At 61.3% G+C, this 18,054-nt stretch carries 11 protein-coding genes and 1 pseudogene; 10 read left to right on the forward strand and 2 right to left on the reverse strand.

Translation table 11 applies throughout. The features are described from left to right. Positions 1-30 precede the first annotated feature (30 nt). The 5 genes and pseudogenes from QAO71_RS07985 (at position 31) to QAO71_RS08005 (ending at position 6,692) form a co-directional block, all read left to right on the forward strand. Entirely contained in the window at positions 31-246 is a 216-nt protein-coding gene (locus QAO71_RS07985; RefSeq protein WP_036989835.1) for a dodecin, read from the forward strand. 180 nt (positions 247-426) lie between these two features. Next, a pseudogene (locus QAO71_RS07990) lies at positions 427-1,886 on the forward strand (NAD-dependent succinate-semialdehyde dehydrogenase). Between the two features lie 2 nt (positions 1,887-1,888). Next, the gene (locus tag QAO71_RS07995) at positions 1,889-2,755 is read left to right on the forward strand and encodes a D-hexose-6-phosphate mutarotase (protein ID WP_177173411.1); all 867 of its coding nucleotides are present in this window, start codon (positions 1,889-1,891) and stop codon (positions 2,753-2,755) included. A gap of 145 nt (positions 2,756-2,900) precedes the next feature. Beyond that, on the forward strand, positions 2,901-4,421 hold the full coding sequence (locus tag QAO71_RS08000; protein WP_074781183.1) for an aldehyde dehydrogenase family protein: 1,521 nt from the start codon (positions 2,901-2,903) through the stop codon (positions 4,419-4,421). 180 nt (positions 4,422-4,601) lie between these two features. Beyond that, the gene (locus QAO71_RS08005) at positions 4,602-6,692 is read left to right on the forward strand and encodes a TonB-dependent receptor (RefSeq protein ID WP_074781184.1); all 2,091 of its coding nucleotides are present in this window, start codon (positions 4,602-4,604) and stop codon (positions 6,690-6,692) included. 13 nt (positions 6,693-6,705) lie between these two features. On the opposite strand, the gene QAO71_RS08010 is transcribed toward QAO71_RS08005, so the two are convergent. Continuing rightward, entirely contained in the window at positions 6,706-8,853 is a 2,148-nt protein-coding gene (locus tag QAO71_RS08010) for a 4Fe-4S binding protein (protein WP_280165613.1), read from the reverse strand. Positions 8,854-9,003: 150 nt separating this feature from the next. Here QAO71_RS08010 and ercA point away from each other — a divergent pair, with 150 nt between their 5' ends. The 5 genes from ercA (at position 9,004) to QAO71_RS08035 (ending at position 17,244) form a co-directional block, all read left to right on the forward strand. After that, complete coding sequence (gene ercA / locus QAO71_RS08015; RefSeq protein ID WP_036989830.1) at positions 9,004-10,167, forward strand: alcohol dehydrogenase-like regulatory protein ErcA; 1,164 nt, start codon at positions 9,004-9,006, stop codon at positions 10,165-10,167. Then, entirely contained in the window at positions 10,151-11,878 is a 1,728-nt protein-coding gene (locus QAO71_RS08020) for an ATP-binding protein (RefSeq protein ID WP_036989828.1), read from the forward strand. The genes ercA and QAO71_RS08020 overlap by 17 nt, the downstream gene beginning before the upstream one ends. 346 nt (positions 11,879-12,224) lie before the next feature. Next, on the forward strand, positions 12,225-13,400 hold the full coding sequence (locus tag QAO71_RS08025) for a porin (protein WP_074781188.1): 1,176 nt from the start codon (positions 12,225-12,227) through the stop codon (positions 13,398-13,400). A 114-nt stretch (positions 13,401-13,514) separates the two neighbouring features. Continuing rightward, the gene (gene nosP, locus QAO71_RS08030; protein WP_074781189.1) at positions 13,515-14,663 is read left to right on the forward strand and encodes a nitric oxide-sensing protein NosP; all 1,149 of its coding nucleotides are present in this window, start codon (positions 13,515-13,517) and stop codon (positions 14,661-14,663) included. Further along, the gene (locus QAO71_RS08035; protein ID WP_074781190.1) at positions 14,608-17,244 is read left to right on the forward strand and encodes a NahK/ErcS family hybrid sensor histidine kinase/response regulator; all 2,637 of its coding nucleotides are present in this window, start codon (positions 14,608-14,610) and stop codon (positions 17,242-17,244) included. Before nosP ends, QAO71_RS08035 begins: the two co-directional genes overlap by 56 nt. A gap of 4 nt (positions 17,245-17,248) precedes the next feature. On the opposite strand, the gene QAO71_RS08040 is transcribed toward QAO71_RS08035, so the two are convergent. Then, positions 17,249-17,911, reverse strand: coding sequence for a response regulator transcription factor (locus QAO71_RS08040; RefSeq protein ID WP_036989822.1), 663 nt, complete (start codon positions 17,909-17,911; stop codon positions 17,249-17,251). Positions 17,912-18,054: the final 143 nt, after the last annotated feature.

Below are 18,054 nucleotides of genomic sequence, written 5' to 3' on the forward strand. Positions count from 1 at the left end.
TACTCAGGACAGGCAAAAGAGGAGGTTGATATGTCAGATCATCGCACCTACAAGAAGCTCGAACTGGTTGGTTCGTCGACCAATAGCATTGAAGACGCCATCAGTAACGCAATCGCCGAATGCAGCAAGAGCGTGAAGAACGTAGAATGGTTTGAGGTGATGGAAACCCGGGGCCACATTGTCGATGGCAAGGTGGCGCACTTCCAGGTCACTGTGAAAATCGGTTTTCGCGTCGAAGGCAGTTGATTTCGATGTTCTATGGAGGGGGCTGGGCGCCGGCTCCCTTGCCGCTCTGGTTCGCTTATTTCCTCTCCCGTTTGCGTCCCCGCATGGCTGTGTCTAACCTCTGAACATGACCTGCAAAGCCCTGCGTGACGGTGCTATCTACCGTCTATCAAGGCCCATTCCCCTTGTTCAGGAGGATATATGACGATTTCTCGGCTGAAATGCCCCCGGCTGTTTCGTCAGCAGTGTTATGTTGATGGTCGCTGGCTTGATGCCGCCAGCGGTCAGACGCTGCAAGTGGACAACCCTGCCAATGGCGATCTGGTTGGCCGGGTGCCGGTCATGTCAGCGGAGGAGATAGGTACGGCGATTGACGCGGCGTCGGCAGCGCTGCGCCAGTGGCGCACTCGCACCGCCCAGGAACGGGCCGATTGCCTGCTGGACTGGCATGACCTGATGCTCGAACACAAGGAAGATCTGGCAACGCTGATGACCCTCGAGCAGGGCAAGCCGCTGGTGGAATCCCGTGGCGAAATCGAATATGCCGCCTCCTTCATCCGCTGGTTTGCCGAGGAGGCCCGGCGGATGTACGGGGAGACCATTCCCGGGGCGCGGATCGGTCAGCATATCCTGGTCACTCGGCAGCCGGTCGGAGTATGTGCAGCGATCACGCCCTGGAATTTCCCCGCAGCGATGATTACCCGCAAGGCCGGCGCGGCACTTGCCGCAGGTTGCACCATCATCGTCAAACCGGCCAGCGCAACGCCATTCTCCGCTCTGGCCCTGGCAGCACTGGCGGACGAGGCGGGCATTCCCCACGGCGTATTCAACGTGGTGACCGGCAAAGCCAGTGAAATCAGTGAAGCCCTTACCCACAGCCCCAAGGTCCGCAAACTCAGCTTTACCGGCTCGACGGATGTTGGCCGCCGGCTGATGGCGCAATGCGCCGAGCATATTCAGAAGATCTCCCTGGAGTTGGGTGGCAACGCACCTTTCATCGTCTTCGACGATGCGGATATCAGCCGGGCGGTAGAAGGCGCGATGGTCTGCAAGTTCCGCAACACCGGGCAGACCTGCGTTTGCGCCAACCGGTTTCTGGTGCAGTCGGGCGTGCATGATGAATTCGTCGCCGCGCTGGCTGAAGCCATGGGCAAGCTGCGGGTGGGAGATGGCTTCGAGCCGGGCGTCACGCAATCGGCGTTGATCAATGGCGATGCGGTAGAGAAGGTGGTGGAGCATTTCGAGGATGCCCTGGCCAAGGGAGCCAAACGGGTCTGCGGGCGGCGCCGGACACCGATCGAGGCAACTATGTGCAGCCGGTGTTGCTGACTGATATCAACACCGAAATGACGTTGTGCCACGAGGAAACCTTCGGCCCGCTGGCGGCGGTGTTGCGTTTTGACACCGAGGAAGAAGCGATCGAGCTGGCCAATGCCACTCCCTTTGGCTTGGCGGCCTATTTCTATAGCCGTGATATCCACCGCATATGGCGGGTGGCAGATGCGCTGGAGGCAGGCATCATCGGTATCAACGAGGGGCTGATTTCCAATCCCATGGCGCCATTCGGTGGCGTCAAGGAGTCCGGTCTGGGGCGCGAAGGCTCCCGCCATGGCCTGGATGAATATACCGAGCTGAAATATCTCTGCATGGGAGCGGAATAGGCGTGATCGATACTCTGCCAACCGGCGTCATCCGGACCCGCAATGCGCTTGGACGTCGTTTCATTGAGGTTGACCACCCAGCGGTGCATGCCCGGATCGCGGAACAGGGGGCACAGATCATCGCTTGCGCACCCACCGGTCAACAACCCTTGTTATGGATGAGTCCGGTGGACCCGGCCAAGCCCGACACCGCATTGCGCGGCGGTATTCCGCTGTGCTGGCCATGGTTTGCCGATGAGCGCCCGGGGCCGGCACACGGCATCGCCCGTACCAGCCATTGGCAATTGCGCCTGGCCGAAGCCGACTCGCAGCAGGTGCGCCTCGTGCTGGAACTGCCCGAGCAGGAGATAGCCCGGCAATTGCCCGGTGAGCATTGGGCCGTCCAGGTCGAGATGGTGCTTGGTAGCAGTTTGAGTGTGACGCTCACCACAACGAACATCGGCCCCCGGCCCCAGCCTCTGAGCCAGGCGCTGCACAGCTATCTACCCGTGGACGATATCGATAGCGCCCAGATCCTGGGATTGGAGGGTGCCAGTTACATCGACAAGTTGCAGGCGGGCGCGCAATGTCGCCAGCAGGGACCCGTTCGGTTCAGTGGCGAAGTGGACCGGGTGTACTTTGACACCACAGCGGACGTGCAATTGCTTGATGGCTCGGGCGAGCCGTTGTGGGTGCAGCGCCGCAATAGCCAATCAGTGGTGGTATGGAACCCATGGCAAGCCAAGGGCGCACGCCTGTCCCAGTTCCCCGCGGATGGCTATCGCGGCATGGTATGCATCGAAGCCGCCAATGCCGGACCGGATGCACGCCTTGTCGAAGCGGGGCAGACCCATTGGCTGCAGACCATCATCAGCCGTCACCCGCCCTAAGTGTTGATCCGCTAACCGCAGCATCTACTACTAAATGACGACACCAGACCTGCCAAGGAGGCATTCACGCTACACGCCTGGAGTCACTAGTATCGAAGCATGACCTGCGCCTTGGGGCCAGGCTGCGCATAGAGGACTAAGAACAATGATTTACGCCAATCCTGGAGCTGCCGGCTCCCTCATCACCTTCAAGAACCGCTATGGCAACTTCATCAACGGTGAATTCGTTGCCCCGGTCAAAGGCCAGTACTTCAGCAACACCACGCCGGTTACCGGTGAAGCCATCTGCGAGATCCCCCGCTCCACGACCGAAGATATCGAGCTGGCGCTGGACGCAGCTCACGCGGCGAAGGCGGCATGGGGGAAAACCGCTGTGCAGGAGCGCTCGCATCTATTGTTGAAGATTGCCGATCGTATCGAGCAGAACCTGGAGCTGCTTGCGGTAGCCGAGACCTGGGACAACGGCAAGGCCGTGCGTGAAACGCTGAATGCCGACATCCCGCTGGCGGCCGATCACTTCCGCTACTTTGCCGGCTGTATCCGCGCCCAGGAAGGCAGTGCCGCGGAAATCAACGAAACCACCGTGGCCTATCACTTCCATGAGCCGCTGGGTGTAGTAGGGCAGATCATTCCCTGGAACTTCCCGATCCTGATGGCCGCCTGGAAGCTGGCGCCGGCGCTGGCAGCGGGTAACTGCATCGTGCTCAAGCCGGCTGAGCAGACGCCGGTCAGCATCCTGGTGCTGGCCGAGCTGATCGCCGACCTGCTGCCGCCGGGTGTACTCAATATCGTCAATGGTTATGGCCGGGAAGCTGGTGAAGCGTTGGCCACCAGCAAGCGCATCGCCAAGATTGCCTTCACCGGCTCCACCCCGGTGGGCCGGCATATCATGCGCTGTGCAGCGGAGAACATCATCCCGTCCACAACCGAACTGGGTGGCAAGTCTCCCAATATCTACTTCGCCGACATCATGAAGGCGGAAGAGAGCTTTATCGACAAGGCGGCCGAAGGTCTGGTGCTGGCTTTCTTCAACCAGGGTGAAATTTGCACCTGCCCGGCCCGCGCGCTGATTCAGGAAAGTATCTACGACGACTTTATCGCGCGGGTGCTTGAACGCACTCGCCGCATCAAACGTGGCAATCCGCTGGACACTGATACCCAGGTGGGAGCGCAGGCTTCCGAACAGCAGTTCGACAAGATCCTTTCCTATATGGAAATCGCTCGGGAGGAGGGCGCTGAATTCCTTATCGGTGGCAACGCCGAGCGTCTGGAGGCCGAACTGGGTGGTGGGTACTACATCGAGCCGACCCTGCTCAAGGGACACAACAAGATGCGTGTGTTCCAGGAAGAAATCTTCGGCCCGGTGGTAAGTGTCACCACCTTCAAGGATGAGGCCGAAGCGCTGGCCATCGCCAATGATACCGAGTTTGGCCTGGGCGCCGGCGTCTGGACCAGAGACATGAACGTTGCCTACCGTATGGGCCGGGGAATCCAGGCCGGACGGGTATGGACCAACTGCTATCACATGTACCCGGCCCACGCGGCCTTCGGCGGCTACAAGAAATCCGGCGTCGGTCGGGAGACCCACAAGATGATCCTCGACAGCTATCAACAGACCAAGAATCTGCTGGTCAGCTACGACGTGAATCCGATGGGCTTTTTCTGAGCTGTCGGTAACCAGACGGTGTGCCGGTCCGCTCCACCGGCAGGCCGCAGTAGCATGCTTTGGATCTTAGGCCCTTCGGGGCCTTTTTTTATCTACCAGGCTGCCGGATAAGCGCGCCCTCAGTATGATGTCCGCCGCTATCAGCAGGCTTTCGGTTGCAATGACAAAAAAGGACACGACATGTGCACAACATCCAGTGAGCGCATACTCAGACGGACGCCGCTGGCGCTCGCACTTACGCTTGCACTGCTACCGCAGGCCCATGCCCAGGACCGGCTCAGCCTGCCGGCGCAGATCATCCTCGGTGGTGGCGATGACCAGGACCTGCAACTGCCGCTGGCGCGGCATACGGTGTCAGGCCAGCAGCTGAATGGGCCCAACCTGGGTGCCAACCTCTCGGAATCCCTGCAACGAGTACCCGGACTGGTGGCCCTCAACCGGCAGAACTATGCCCAGGATCTGCAAATTTCATCTCGTGGTTTCGGCGCCCGTGCCCAGTTCGGCGTGCGTGGCGTGCGTCTGGTGCAGGATGGTATTCCGCTGACCATGCCTGACGGTCAGGGCCAACCGGCACTATTCGACCTTGATGGTCTGCAGCGCATCGAGGTGCTGCGCGGCCCGTTGACCACGCTGTACGGCAATGCCTCCGGCGGCATCATTCAGGGCTACACCGGTGAGGCACCGTTCTACCCGACACTGGACAACCGCACGGTGATCGGCAGCGACGGACTGTGGCGCTCGCGCCTGCGCTACGGTGGCCAGCATGGCGACCTGAACATCAGCGCCAACGTCTCGCGGCTGGAGACCGACGGCTACCGCGATCACAGCGACACCCGCCGCGACATTGCCAACCTGCGTCTGGGTTGGGATATTGATGATGATTCCAGTTTGACCCTGTTGATCAATAGCCTGGACCAGCCCGATACCCAGGACCCGTTGGGGTTGACCGCTGAGCAGGTGCGCGCCGACCGACGCCAGGCACCACCGCAGGCCTACACCTTCGATACCCGCAAGTCGGTACGCCACAACCAGGTCGGGCTGAACTACCAGCGGCGCCTGGCCAATGACGACCAACTGACGGCGATGGTCTACGGTGGCGAGCGCGACATGCAGCAGTTTCTGGCCTTTCCCGGCAGTGGCGCGACCGCTGGTGGCGGGGTGGTCGAGCTGGACCGACGTTTCGGCGGCGGCGAACTGGGCTGGCAGCGTGAGACCCGAATGTTCGAACTACCGGTGACCTTTGCAGCGGGTCTGGCCTACAACTACCAGGGCGAGGAACGCAAGGGCTTCGTCAATGCCAATGGTAGCAAGGGCGGCTTGCAGCGCGACGAGTTCAACCGGGTCGACAGCCAGGAAGCCTATCTGATCAGTACCTGGCAACTGGCGCCGCGCTGGGAACTGGTGGCGGGGATGCGCTACAACCGGGTGGAATTCGACTCGGACGACGACTATCTGGACGATGGCCAGGACGACAGCGGCCGCATGAGTGTGCACCGCACCAACCCGGCGCTGGGTCTGAACTGGCAGTGGAGCTCGGAGATGAGTCTGTACGCCGCCTTCGGCCAGGGCTTCGAGACCCCGACCTTCCAGGAGCTGGCCTACCGGCCCGATGGTGCTGGCATGAACCAGGCGCTCAAGCCGAGCCTGTCCCGCAATGCCGAGGTCGGGCTGAAATGGCGCCGGGAAAACACCCGGCTGGATCTCGCCCTGTTCCACAGCCGGGTCAAGGATGAGATCGTTACCGGCACCAACCAGCTGGGCACCGGCCGTTCTACCTATACCAATGCCGGGCGCTCCACCCGCCGCGGCATGGAGCTGAGCATCGAGCAGCAGTTCGCTGCTGGCCTGAGTGGTTACCTTGCCTATACCTGGCTGCAGGCCGAGTACGATCGTTTCGTCGACGGCGATGGCGCCAATCACGCCGGCAATGACCTGCCGGGCATTCCGCGCCACAGCTTCTTCGCCGAACTGGCCTGGCAGCCCCAGGACAGTGGCTTCGCCACCGCCATCGAGGCCCAGGGCATGAGCCAGCGCTACGCTACCGACGACAACCAGCACAAGGCCTCGGGTTATACGGTGTTCAACTGGCGCGCGGGCTATCAATACCCGGTCGGCAATTTGTCCCTCGAGCCCTTCGCTCGCCTGGATAACATCACCGACCGCGAGTATATCGGCTCGCTGATCGTCAACGGCTCGGGTGGGCGCTACTACGAGCCGGCGCCGGAGCGCAGCTGGCTGGTGGGATTGGGGCTGCAGTATCAGTGGCGCTAATGCGAACCCGCCCTTAACTCTTGTAGATCAGTGCCCCAGAGCCAGCTTTGCGCTGGCTCTTCTCGGCCTTCTTGCGGGCACTGATCGTAGCCACGCACTGCTGATCGTCATGCAGGATGACGATGCACTCCAGGCACTGGATGCATTCGTCATAGTCGATCCGTCCGTCGCGGTGTATCGCGCCTATGCCGCAGTGGTTGCGACAATGCTGGCAAGGCTTGCCGCAGGCATCAATGCGCTTCAGCCAGGAGAACAGGCGCAGCCTGCCGAGTACCGCCAGCCCGGCACCCAGCGGGCACAGGTAGCGGCAATAGAACTTGTGGATGAACAGGCCCAGCCCGAGTAACAGCAAGGCATAAGCGACGAAGGGCCAACTGCGGATCAGGAACAGGGTGATGGTGGTCTTGAACGGCTCGACCTCGGCCAAGCGCTCGGCCAGGGTCTGCGACAGCAGGGCGCTGACCAGCAGGACCAGCAGAATCCCGTACTTGATCCACTGCAGACGGCGGTGCAGCGGCTCCGCTATTTTCCATTGGCGCAGGCGCAGTTTCTGGCCCAGCCAGGCGACCAGGTCCTGTAGCGCACCGAACGGGCAGAGCCAGCCGCAGAACAGTCCACGCCCCCAGACGAACAGGCTGATAAAGGTAAAGCTCCAGAGCACGAAGATCACCGGGTCCATCAGAAATACCCGGATATCGAAGCCATCGACCAGTGCGAGCAACAGCGTGGTGATATTGACCACCGACAACTGCCCCTGGGCATACAGCCCGATAAACACCAAGGTGAACAGCAGGAAACCGCCGCGCAGCAGGTGAAAGGCACGGGTGTGCCGGCTGATCCGGTGCTGGAAGGTGAAGATCAGGCTCAATAGCAATAACGCGCTACCCAGCAGCGCCAACTGCCACCAACGCTCCTGCCATAGACGCAACCACACCGGACTCGGCTTGGCGGCGGCGCTGGGCTGGTGGATCTCGAATAGTCTGGGGTCGGGCTCGAAGGGGTGTTCCAGCACCAGCTGGCTTTCCACCAGGTGATTGCGTTGCAGGTTGACGTTGAGCCGCACCTGAGCGGGTTGCGCGGGGTTGTAGGCGGCGTGGGTCTTGATGCGGAATATATGCGCCTGGAGATCATCCGGGGGCGTTATCGCCAGGCTATCCAGCAGCGCACCGTTATCGAAGTCCATATCGTGCAGCTCGATGGCCTGGCCGTTCTGCACCAGCAGCAGCCGGCTGGGCGAGGAGGCGGCGGTGAAATCCTCCGGCACATGGCGGTAGCTGCCGCGCGACATCACCAGCAGTGCCTGCTCTCCGTCGCGCAGGCTGCTCTGCAAACGGGCAAAACCCTGCTCGCCCAACAGGTTGCGCCCGCTCATGGGCGTATCCAGGTAGGCAAGGAACAGCTCGCTGAAAGCCTGGTCGTGAACCATGCCTGGATAATGCTCCAGTGAATGCCCCAGGCGTTGCTCCAACTCGTCGGGCTTCAGTAGCCAACGCTGGACCAGCCCCCGCTCCAGCAGTTGTTGCCAATCCAATGGTTCAAACAGATCCATGCGTGGTGTCGCCAACGGCGCGCTGGTAAAGCCTTCAAGATAAGCGCGAGCGACGGCCAGAGCCGATTGCAACACACTTTCATTGAGGATCACCACGGAGACGGTGGCCTTGCTGATGCCATCGAACTGGGTAATCGATTGGCCGTCACTGGAATCCGGCTTGCGACCGCCGACCACCACGGGCTTGCTGAGGGGGTGCTGGCGGTATTGTTCAACAAAATCCAGCAGGGCCTTGTCCCCCATACCATGCAGGAATACCGGCTCATGGTGACCCAGCACCCGGACCCCGGTCAGCACTCCATCGACATCCAGGCCAACCAGCAGGTGGAAGGGTTTGCCGGCAAACCCCTGCAGGCTGGAGTGGTCGGTAGATTCGAAGGCGTAGCCGAGCAGCTCATTCAACTGGTATACCGGGTAAACAGGCACATCGCCCTGCTTGGCATCAACCCGAGTCGCCTGGGGGAACAGCGCCTGGATCGCTTCCTGGACCTTGGGTGGTGGAGCGCTATCGGCTGGCAGCAGCGGGCTGATCAGCAGCAGGATCAGCGCCAGCAAGCGTAGCGTTGGCTGCAGTCGAGAGAACATCGACATGGCTTGCCTCGATCGGTTCATGGTGTCTCACCATGCTATCCGCCTCAGGACACGCGACCATGCGACTTGAGGGGCGCCGAGGCACGACTTCAGTCGTAAAAACGCCTCCGCCGCCCGCTTTGAGGTAACCTGTGGTTTCCACAAATAAAACAATAAAGGTCGCTTACTACCATGGCCTACGATATTAGCCAGCTACGCAAATTCGTTACTCCCGAGATCATTTTCGGCGCCGGTTCACGCAAAACCGTGGCCAACTACGTCAACACCTTCGCCGCCCGCAAGGTACTGCTGGTTTCCGACCCTGGCGTGGTGGCAGCGGGCTGGGCCGCAGACGTGGAGAACAGTCTGCAAGAGCAGGGCGTGGACTACGTTTTGTATACCCAGGTATCGGCCAATCCGCGGGTAGAGGAGGTGATGCTGGGCGCCGAGGTCTATCGCTCCTCGGCTTGTGATGCCATCGTTGCCATTGGCGGGGGCAGCCCGATGGACTGCGCCAAGGCGATCGGCATTGTCGCCACCAACGGTGGGCATATCCTCGATTTCGAGGGAGTCGATACCATTCGCACGCCCGTGCCGCCGGTGATCCTGATCCCGACCACGGCGGGCACCTCGGCGGATGTGTCCCAGTTCGTGATCATTTCCAACCAGCAGGAGAGGGTGAAGTTCTCGATCATCAGCAAGGCGGTGGTGCCGGACGTGGCCCTGATCGATCCGGAAGTCACCGCCACCATGGATCCTTTCCTGTCTGCCTGTACCGGCGTCGATGCCCTGGTGCATGCGATCGAGGCTTATGTATCCACCGGCAGTGGGCCGATGACCGATGCCCACGCGCTGGAGGCCATGCGACTTATCAACGGCAACCTGGTGGCGATGATCAAGCAGCCCGACAATATCCAGCTGCGCGAGAAAATCATGCTCGGCAGCCTGCAGGCCGGGCTGGCGTTCTCCAATGCCATTCTCGGGGCGGTGCATGCCATGTCGCACAGCCTGGGCGGCTATCTGGATCTGCCCCATGGCCTGTGCAATGCCATCCTGATGGAGCACGTGGTGGCCTTCAACTATGATGCCGCCCCGGACCGTTTCAAGGTGGTGGCCCAGACGCTGGGTATCGATATCCGCGGCCTGAGCGGCCCGCAGGTCCGCCAGCGGTTGGTGCAGCATTTGATCGATTTCAAGCATGCGGTGGGCTTCGCGCAGACGCTGGGCATGCATGGCGTGGGCATCAGCGATCTGCCGATGCTGTCGATCCACGCCATGGACGACCCCTGTATCCTGACCAACCCGCGTGAATCCAGCATCAGGGATGTGGAAGTGGTTTATGCCGAAGCACTTTGACCCACGTCGCGAGATGCTGACCGGCCTGCTGGGGCTGGGGCTGCAGTCCGCGCGTAAAAGCTACTATCCGGAACTGATGGACCGTCTGCAGGAACTGGAAACAGAGCGCAATCGCTACAAGTGGCTGTTCGAGAATGCCGTGCATGGCATATTCCAGGGTGATATGGAGCACGGCATCCGGGCCGCCAACCCCTCACTGGTGCGCATGCTTGGCTATCCCTCGACCGAGGCCGTGCTGGCGGCAGCCGGTGAGCTGAAGGATAACTTCTTCGCCGGCGGGCCGGCGGAGTTCGTCCAGGTCTGCGAGCGGCTACAGCTGGAGGGCGAGCTGGTTGGCTACGAGACTCGCCTGCGACGCCTGGATGGCAGCGAGCTGGATGTGCGCATGAACCTGTTGCTCAAACAAGAGGAGGGGCGCCAACTGGTGGAGGGCTTCGTTGCCGACATCAGCGGTCGCAAGCAGGCCGAGCGGGCCATGCAGCAGCTCAACGAACAACTGGAGCAGCGGGTGCATGAGCGCACCCTGGAACTGGAAACCCTGAATGACAGCCTGCGCCGCGAAATCATCGAACGGGAACGGGTGCAAGGGGCACTGCGTGATGCCCGGGATGCCGCCGAGCTCGCCAATCGCAACAAGGATCACTACTTGGCAGCGGTCAGTCACGATCTGCTGCAGCCGCTGAATGCCGCGCGGCTACTGATGGCCACCCTGCGTGAACGAGCATTGCCCAGGTCCGAGGCGCAACTGGTCGAACGCTCCCAAGCAGCATTGGAAAGCGCCGAGGACATACTCAGTGACCTGCTCGATATTGCCCGCCTGGATCATGGCAACATCCCGCTGGAGCTGGGCAATCACACCCTGGTCGAGATCATCGACCCGCTGTTGAGCGAGTTTCAGGGGCTGGTCGAAACCAACGGATTGCAGGTGCGGGCACGGCTCGGGCGCTGGGCCGTGCGCACCGATTACCGCATGCTCAGCCGCATCCTGCGCAACCTGCTGAGCAATGCCATTCGCTATACACCGAGCGGGCGGATACTGATTGGTTGCCGGCGCCGGGGTGAGCTGTTGAGCATCCAGGTGTGGGACACCGGCCTGGGCATCCCCAGCGAACGCTTCGATGACATATTCCGTGAGTTCAACCAACTGCATGGTGACCGTGTCGGCCCACGCAAGGGAGCCGGGTTGGGGCTGGCGATTGTCGAACGTATCGCCCGGCTGCTCGAGGCGCCCCTGCAAGTGCAATCGGTGGTTGGTTCAGGTTCCATGTTCAGCGTCACCGTGCCGCTGGCCAGGGCCAGTGCACCGACCCCGCCGGATGCATTGCTGGCGCGGTTGCACGCGCCGCTGCAGGGGCGGCATCTGCTGGTGATCGACAACGATGCGATGATCCTTTCCAGTATGCAGGGGCTGCTGGAACAGTGGGGCGCCCGGGTACAGGTCGCGGTCGATCTGCCGGGCGCACTGGCGGTGCTGAGTGGTCGCCTCCCGGACGCCATCCTTGCCGATTACCACCTCGATGCCGGGCAGACTGGTTGCGATGCGGTAAGCTGGTTGCGCGAACACTTCCAATGGCAGATACCGGCAATCATGATCACCGCCGATCGCAGTGAACACAGCCGGCAGCGCTTGCGTGACCTGGGCATACCGGTGCTCAACAAGCCGATCAAGGCCGGCAAGCTCAGGGCCATGCTCGGGCAGGTGCTGCATTAGGCTCTGGTCCTGGGAACGTCAAGCACCCGCTTGATGGGCGAGTCAGCCGGTAACGCCATTGCCGCTGGCCAGCCCTGGTACGAGCTGGTGCTCGAACCTCCCAGGCCCAAGTCCCTCCACCTCGGCCAGAGCCAGGCAGCAATGTGCCCGAGGGTGAGTGGAAAAACACGCTTCCTCCCAAGGTAGCAAGCGAGCATGTGCTTTGGCAGCAGCTCGTCAATCCTTGGTAGGGCCCACCAAAGCCCGGTACTTTCAGCTCCTTGGCAGAATGGGGGCGCTGCCTCCGCTTTCCGATAATCCGCTGGACGCCCAGTTTCGTCAGCCACTGATTCCATCGGAGAGCACAATGAACAAGAACAATACTGCCTATCCTCTATTGACCGCCCTGGCTGCGGCCATGCTCAGCGCACCGGCCTCGGCCGCCATCACCCTGTACGATCAGGATGACACCAGCTTTTCGGTCGACGGCTATTTCAATGCCTTCTACGTGCACAACAAGGTTGATCATATCGACCCCGATCTGGACCGCAACCAGTCGCGGGTGAAAATGGGTTTCCTGCCCAACTACATCGGTTTCAATGTCGGCAAGAAATACGACAACCTGACCCTCGGTGGCCGTTCCTCGTTCTGGGTCACCATCAACGACAGCCAGGACAACGCCACCGAGACCGGCATCGATGTTCGCCAGTTCTACGGTACCGTTTCCGGCAGTTGGGGTGAGGTACTGTTCGGCAAGGACTTCGGCCTGTTCGGACGCTCGAACATCATGCTCGACGAGTTCCTTACTGCCTATGGCCAATCCAGCGATACCCTCGGCCTGGTCGATGGTGGCGGCGTATCCTTCGGCAATATCGGCACCGGCTATCCCTATCCGTTTCCCACTTCGCAGATCACCTACCGTTCACCGGTGATGAGCGGCTTTCGCGCCGCCGTGGGCATCATGGACCCGGTCGATGGTCATCTGGTGGACGACAACGGTGTGCAGACCGGCAAGGACTACCAGGACAGTCCCCGTTTCGAGAGTGAGCTCACCTACCAGTTCGAGCTGGGTGGCGCGCAACTGCATAGCTGGCTCAACGGCATGTACCAGCAGGCGGATAATACCGGCGCAGGCATTGATTCGGTGACCTCCCGCGGGCTGGGCTACGGTGTGCAGGCCAAGCTGGGGGCACTGTCGCTGACCGGCTCCGGCTTCAACGCCGAGGGCGTCAATCCCTTCTTCACCAACAACGCGACCCAGGCCAGCCTGCGCGAAAGCGACAGCAAGGGTTACCTGCTGCAGGGCTCGTATACCTTTGGCAAGACCCGGGTGGCGCTGTCCTATGGCAAGACCCGGGATGACGGCAACGGCCTGGGCTATCAGGCGGACTTCAAGACCAGCGGTATCGGCCTGTTCCACAGTCTCAATGAGAACCTGACACTGGTTGCCGAGTACAACCGTTTCGACCTGAAGAACCGTGATGCCGGTGACCGGATAGAAGAAACCGACACCCTGGCCCTGGGAGTGGCGCTGGGCTGGTAGAGGCCGGCGGGCAGCCCTTCGTCCTTTAGCACTAGGGTCTTGCTACTCAAGCAGGATGGGGCCGGGGCGGGGGGCTCAATAGAATGACAACAGCCCCTAGTGCGAGAGGTAACCATGCAGCAGATATTGGCAGATTGTTTCCGGACCGCCATGACCGATGTTGCCGATCCCGAGCTGGCGGCGCAGAGCCTGGCTAGCCAGTTGCTCCATCCCCATCTGGGCTTCGTGCTGTTCTTCTGCTCATCTCAGTACCCGCTCACCAGGCTGGGGGAGGCGTTGGAGCAGCATTTTGGCGGTGTGGTCCTGGTCGGGTGCACTACGGCCGGCGAGATAACCTCGCAAGGTTATGGCCGGGGCTGCATCAGCGCCGTGGGGTTCGATTGCCGCGCCTTTGCCATCGACAGTACCTTGATCAGTGCACTGGATGATTTCAGCCTGGTGGATGCTCAGGCGGCGGCCGACCGAATGCTGGACCACTGCCGTCACGCGGGACTGGCTCCGATCAAGGGGCACACCTTTGCCCTGACCCTGCTCGATGGCCTTTCCAGCCGCGAGGAAGTGGTGCTTGCCACCCTGAACGCCACGCTGGGGAGCATTCCGCATTTTGGCGGATCGGCGGGCGGCGACGATCACCCGGTGCATACCTACGTCTATTACCAGGGCACCTTCCACTCCGAGGCGGCGGTAGTGGTGATGGTCAATACTTGGCTCGATTTCGAAGTTTTCACCACCCATAACCTAGAGGCGAAGGCTGAAAAACTGGTGGTAACCGCCGCCGATACCGAGCGCCGGACCGTGCTGGAGCTCAATGCCGAGCCCGCCGCAGAGGAGTACGCGAGGCTGGTCGGTGTGCCTGTCGAGCAGTTGAGTACCGCCACCTTCGCGATGAACGCACTGGCGGTGCGTATCCGTGATCAGTTCTATGTGCGCTCCATCCAGCGGGTCAACCCTGATGGCAGCCTGACCTTCTATTGCGCAGTGGATACCGGCATCGTGCTGACCGCAATGGCCTCGCGACCATTGCTGCCGGACCTGCAGCAGCAGCTGGCGCAATTGCGCCAGCGCCTGGGCGAGCCGGTACTCATGATCGCCTGCGACTGCGTGTTGCGTCGGCTGGAAGCCGAGCTGCTGGGGGATGATGATGAGTTGGCCAGCTACATGGCCAGCAATGCAGTGATAGGTTTCAATACCTACGGCGAGCAGTTCAATGGCATGCACATCAACCAAACCTTCACCGGGGTGGTTTTTGCCTACCCGCACTGAAGCGAGCATGCAGGCCGATCGCGACGAACTGCAGGCTCTGCGCGCCGCCAACAATAAGCTGCGAAGGATCAACGCGGCGCTCATCGAGCGCGTCGAGTCGATTGCCAACCCGCGTACCGAAGGTTACGCAGCTTTCCAGCATTCGGTAGAGCTGGCCGAGCAGGTACGCGAGCGTACCCAGGCATTGAACGAGACCATGGCCGAGCTGCAAGCCAGCAACCGGCTGCTCAACGAGGCGCGGGCGCGGGCGGAAACCGCCCGGCATCACCTGGCAGATGCCATCGAAAGCATGAATGACGGGGTGGTACTGTTCGACAAGGACAAACGTGCGGTGCTGTTCAACAGTCATTATGCGCGCTTCTGGCATGGCACCCGGGTGCGGGTGCGTGAGGGGGCGCGACTGGAGGAGCTCAAGCGCCTGGCGACCGCAACCGGCCTGGTGATCGACATGGAAGCCGGCAGCGATGGGCACATGCTTTACCGTATGCGCAACAAACGCTGGGTCCAGGTCCGTGAGCGTCCGACCCGAGAGGGCGGGTTGGTCATTCTCTATACAGACATCACCGACCTGAAGAACTCCGAAACAGCCCGCCGGGAACAGGCCCTGGCGCAGAAGACGCGACTGCTGCAGCGGACCGTGGACAGCCTGTCCCAGGGCGTTGCCGTGGTCAACGAGCAGGGCGGGCTGGAGCTCTGGAACTACCGCTTCCTGGAGCTGGCCGGGCTGGCCCCGATACAGCCGCACCGGCCCTTTGCCGAAGTGCTGGAGGACAGCGAACTGGAGCTGTTCACGCCCGGCAGCCACAGCGTAGCGGGCCAGCCAGAGCTGACCCGTGAACAGCGCCTGGACAATGGCCGGGTGCTGGAAATGCGCAGCCACCCCATGCCGGCCGGTGGCTTCGTCAATACCTACACCGATATCACCGAGCGTGACCTGTATGCCAAGGCACTGCTGGAAAGCGAGCGCTGGGTACGCCTGATCACCGACCAGTTGCCGGCCATGATCGCCTACGTAGAGCAGGACCTGAGCTATCAGTTCACCAACCGGATGTATGACGAATGGTACGGCTGGCAACGCGGCAACATCCTCGGGCAGAGCATGATTCATGTGCATGACGCGGAGCAATTCGCTCGTCTGGAGCCCTACATCGAACGGGCCTTCCAGGGTGAAAGCGTGAGCTTCGAGTTTGCCGAACGCAGCCTCCAGGGGGATGAGCGCTACCTGCTGCGTTCCTATGTACCCAACCGCAACCCCGATGGTGAGGTTACCGGCCTGTTCGTGTTGATCCGCGATGTCACCGAGCGCCAGCGCAGCGCTGAAGCCTTGCACCAGGCCTATCAGCATCTGGAACAACGGGTGCGCGAACGTACCCGGGAGCTGACCAGCGTCAATGACCAACTGCGTCAGGAAATCAATGAACGGGCCAGGGCGGAGGCGCGCTTGCGCGAAGCCAAGCATGAAGCCGAACAGGCCAATCTGTCGAAAACCAAGTTCCTCGCCGCGGTCAGCCATGATCTGCTGCAGCCGCTGAATGCGGCGCGGCTGTTCACCGGAGCCCTGCTTGAACAGCCGGTGCCGCCGGCCAGTAGTGCGTTGGCCAGGCAAATCAACCAGTCCCTTGAAGATGTCGAGAACCTGCTTGGCACCCTGGTGGACATATCCAAGCTCGATGCCGGTGTGATCAAGCCCGATGTCGGTTCCTTCAATATCGCTGACCTGCTGGACAACCTGGCCAACGAGTACCGGCAGGTCTGCGCCAGCCAACAGTTGCAGTTCCGTTTTGTCGGCAGCCAATGCGTGGTGCACAGCGATGTGCAGCTGCTGGCGCGTATTCTGCGCAACTTCCTGACCAACGCGGTTCGCTATACGCAGCATGGCCGGGTGCTGCTGGGTTGTCGACGGCATGCTCGGGGGCTGCGCATCGAAGTCTGGGATACCGGAATGGGCATTGCCCAGGACAAGCTGGAAGAGATCTTCCAGGAGTTCAAGCGCATTCAGCCCGCGAGCCAAGCTCGGGATCAGGGGCTGGGCCTGGGGCTGGCCATCGCCGATAAGGTCGCGCGCATGCTTGGTCACTGCATTCAGGTGCGTTCGGTCGAGGGCAGGGGATCGGTGTTCTCCGTCGAGATACCCTACGGCAGGCGCGGCCCGGCCGCGGCCACGCAGCTGAGCATGCCGGCCAGCATTGGCGAGCACTTGCGCGGCGCGCGTATCTGGGTGCTGGATAATGACCCGTCCATCTGCGCGGCCATGCGCACTCTGCTGGAGAATTGGGAGTGCCAGGTGATCACGGCGCTGTCAGCCGATGACCTGGCCAGTCAGGTGGATGGCTTCCGCGCCGCAGCGGATCTGCTGCTCGCCGACTACCACCTGGACAATGGGGTCAATGGGGTGGATGTTGCCGCGGCGATCAACGTCCGCCGTGCCATGCCGCTGCCGGTATTACTGATCACCGCCAACTACAGCAACGAATTGAAGCAGCAGGTACGGGAGCTGGGGCACATGCTGATGCACAAACCGGTCAAGCCGATGAAGCTGAAGGCTGCCATGAGCCACATGCTGACACCCACAGAGCGGTGACGCTTCAGCGTCTGAGATAGGCGCTGAAGTCCACATCGACGGCGGAAAGAATCGCCTGAACCCGGTTGCTGACGCTGAGTTTGCGGAGAATCGCCGACACATGCGCCTTGACCGTGGTTTCGGCAATGTCCAGGTGATAGGCGATCTGCTTGTTCGATTCCCCCTTGGCCATGCGCTCCAGGACCAGCAACTGCTTGCGGGTGAGGGCGTACAGCAGCTCCGGCGACAACGGGGCTTCGTCGGGAGTGCGGCGGGTAATGATGCGGTTGGAGCGGATGATATCCGACGGCAGGTAGACGTCACCGGCGAGGATCTGCACTATGGCCTCGGTCATCTGCGCCCTGGGCGAGGATTTGGTGATGAAACCCACCGCCCCATAGGTGATGGCCTGCAGTACTACCTGCTTGTCTTCCTCGGCGGAGACGATCACCACCGGGATCGAGGGCGACTCGTTGCGCAGGCTGATCAGGCCGTTCAACCCGTTCATGCCGGGCATGTTCAGGTCCAGCAGGATCAGGTCCAGATCATCGTGCTCCCTGGCAATGGTCAGCGCGCTGTCCAGGTCCGAGGTTTCCAGCAGTTCAGAGCCGGGAAAGCCGGCTGCAATCACGTTGCAGATAGCTTCACGAAACAGCGGATGATCGTCGGCTATCAATATCTTGTGCATGGCCTGCTCCAGATTTTTCTTGTTATGGGCTGCCAGTCATGACGCTCGCAGCATTTGTATTATGTCCGGCATTACACCCTGCGGCAGGGGCACTTTCAAATAGTACATTGGCATCACAAGATACAACCAAAGTAGTAGATGGC

Source organism: Halopseudomonas sp. SMJS2, assembly GCF_029866945.1.
GTDB lineage: Bacteria > Pseudomonadota > Gammaproteobacteria > Pseudomonadales > Pseudomonadaceae > Halopseudomonas > Halopseudomonas bauzanensis.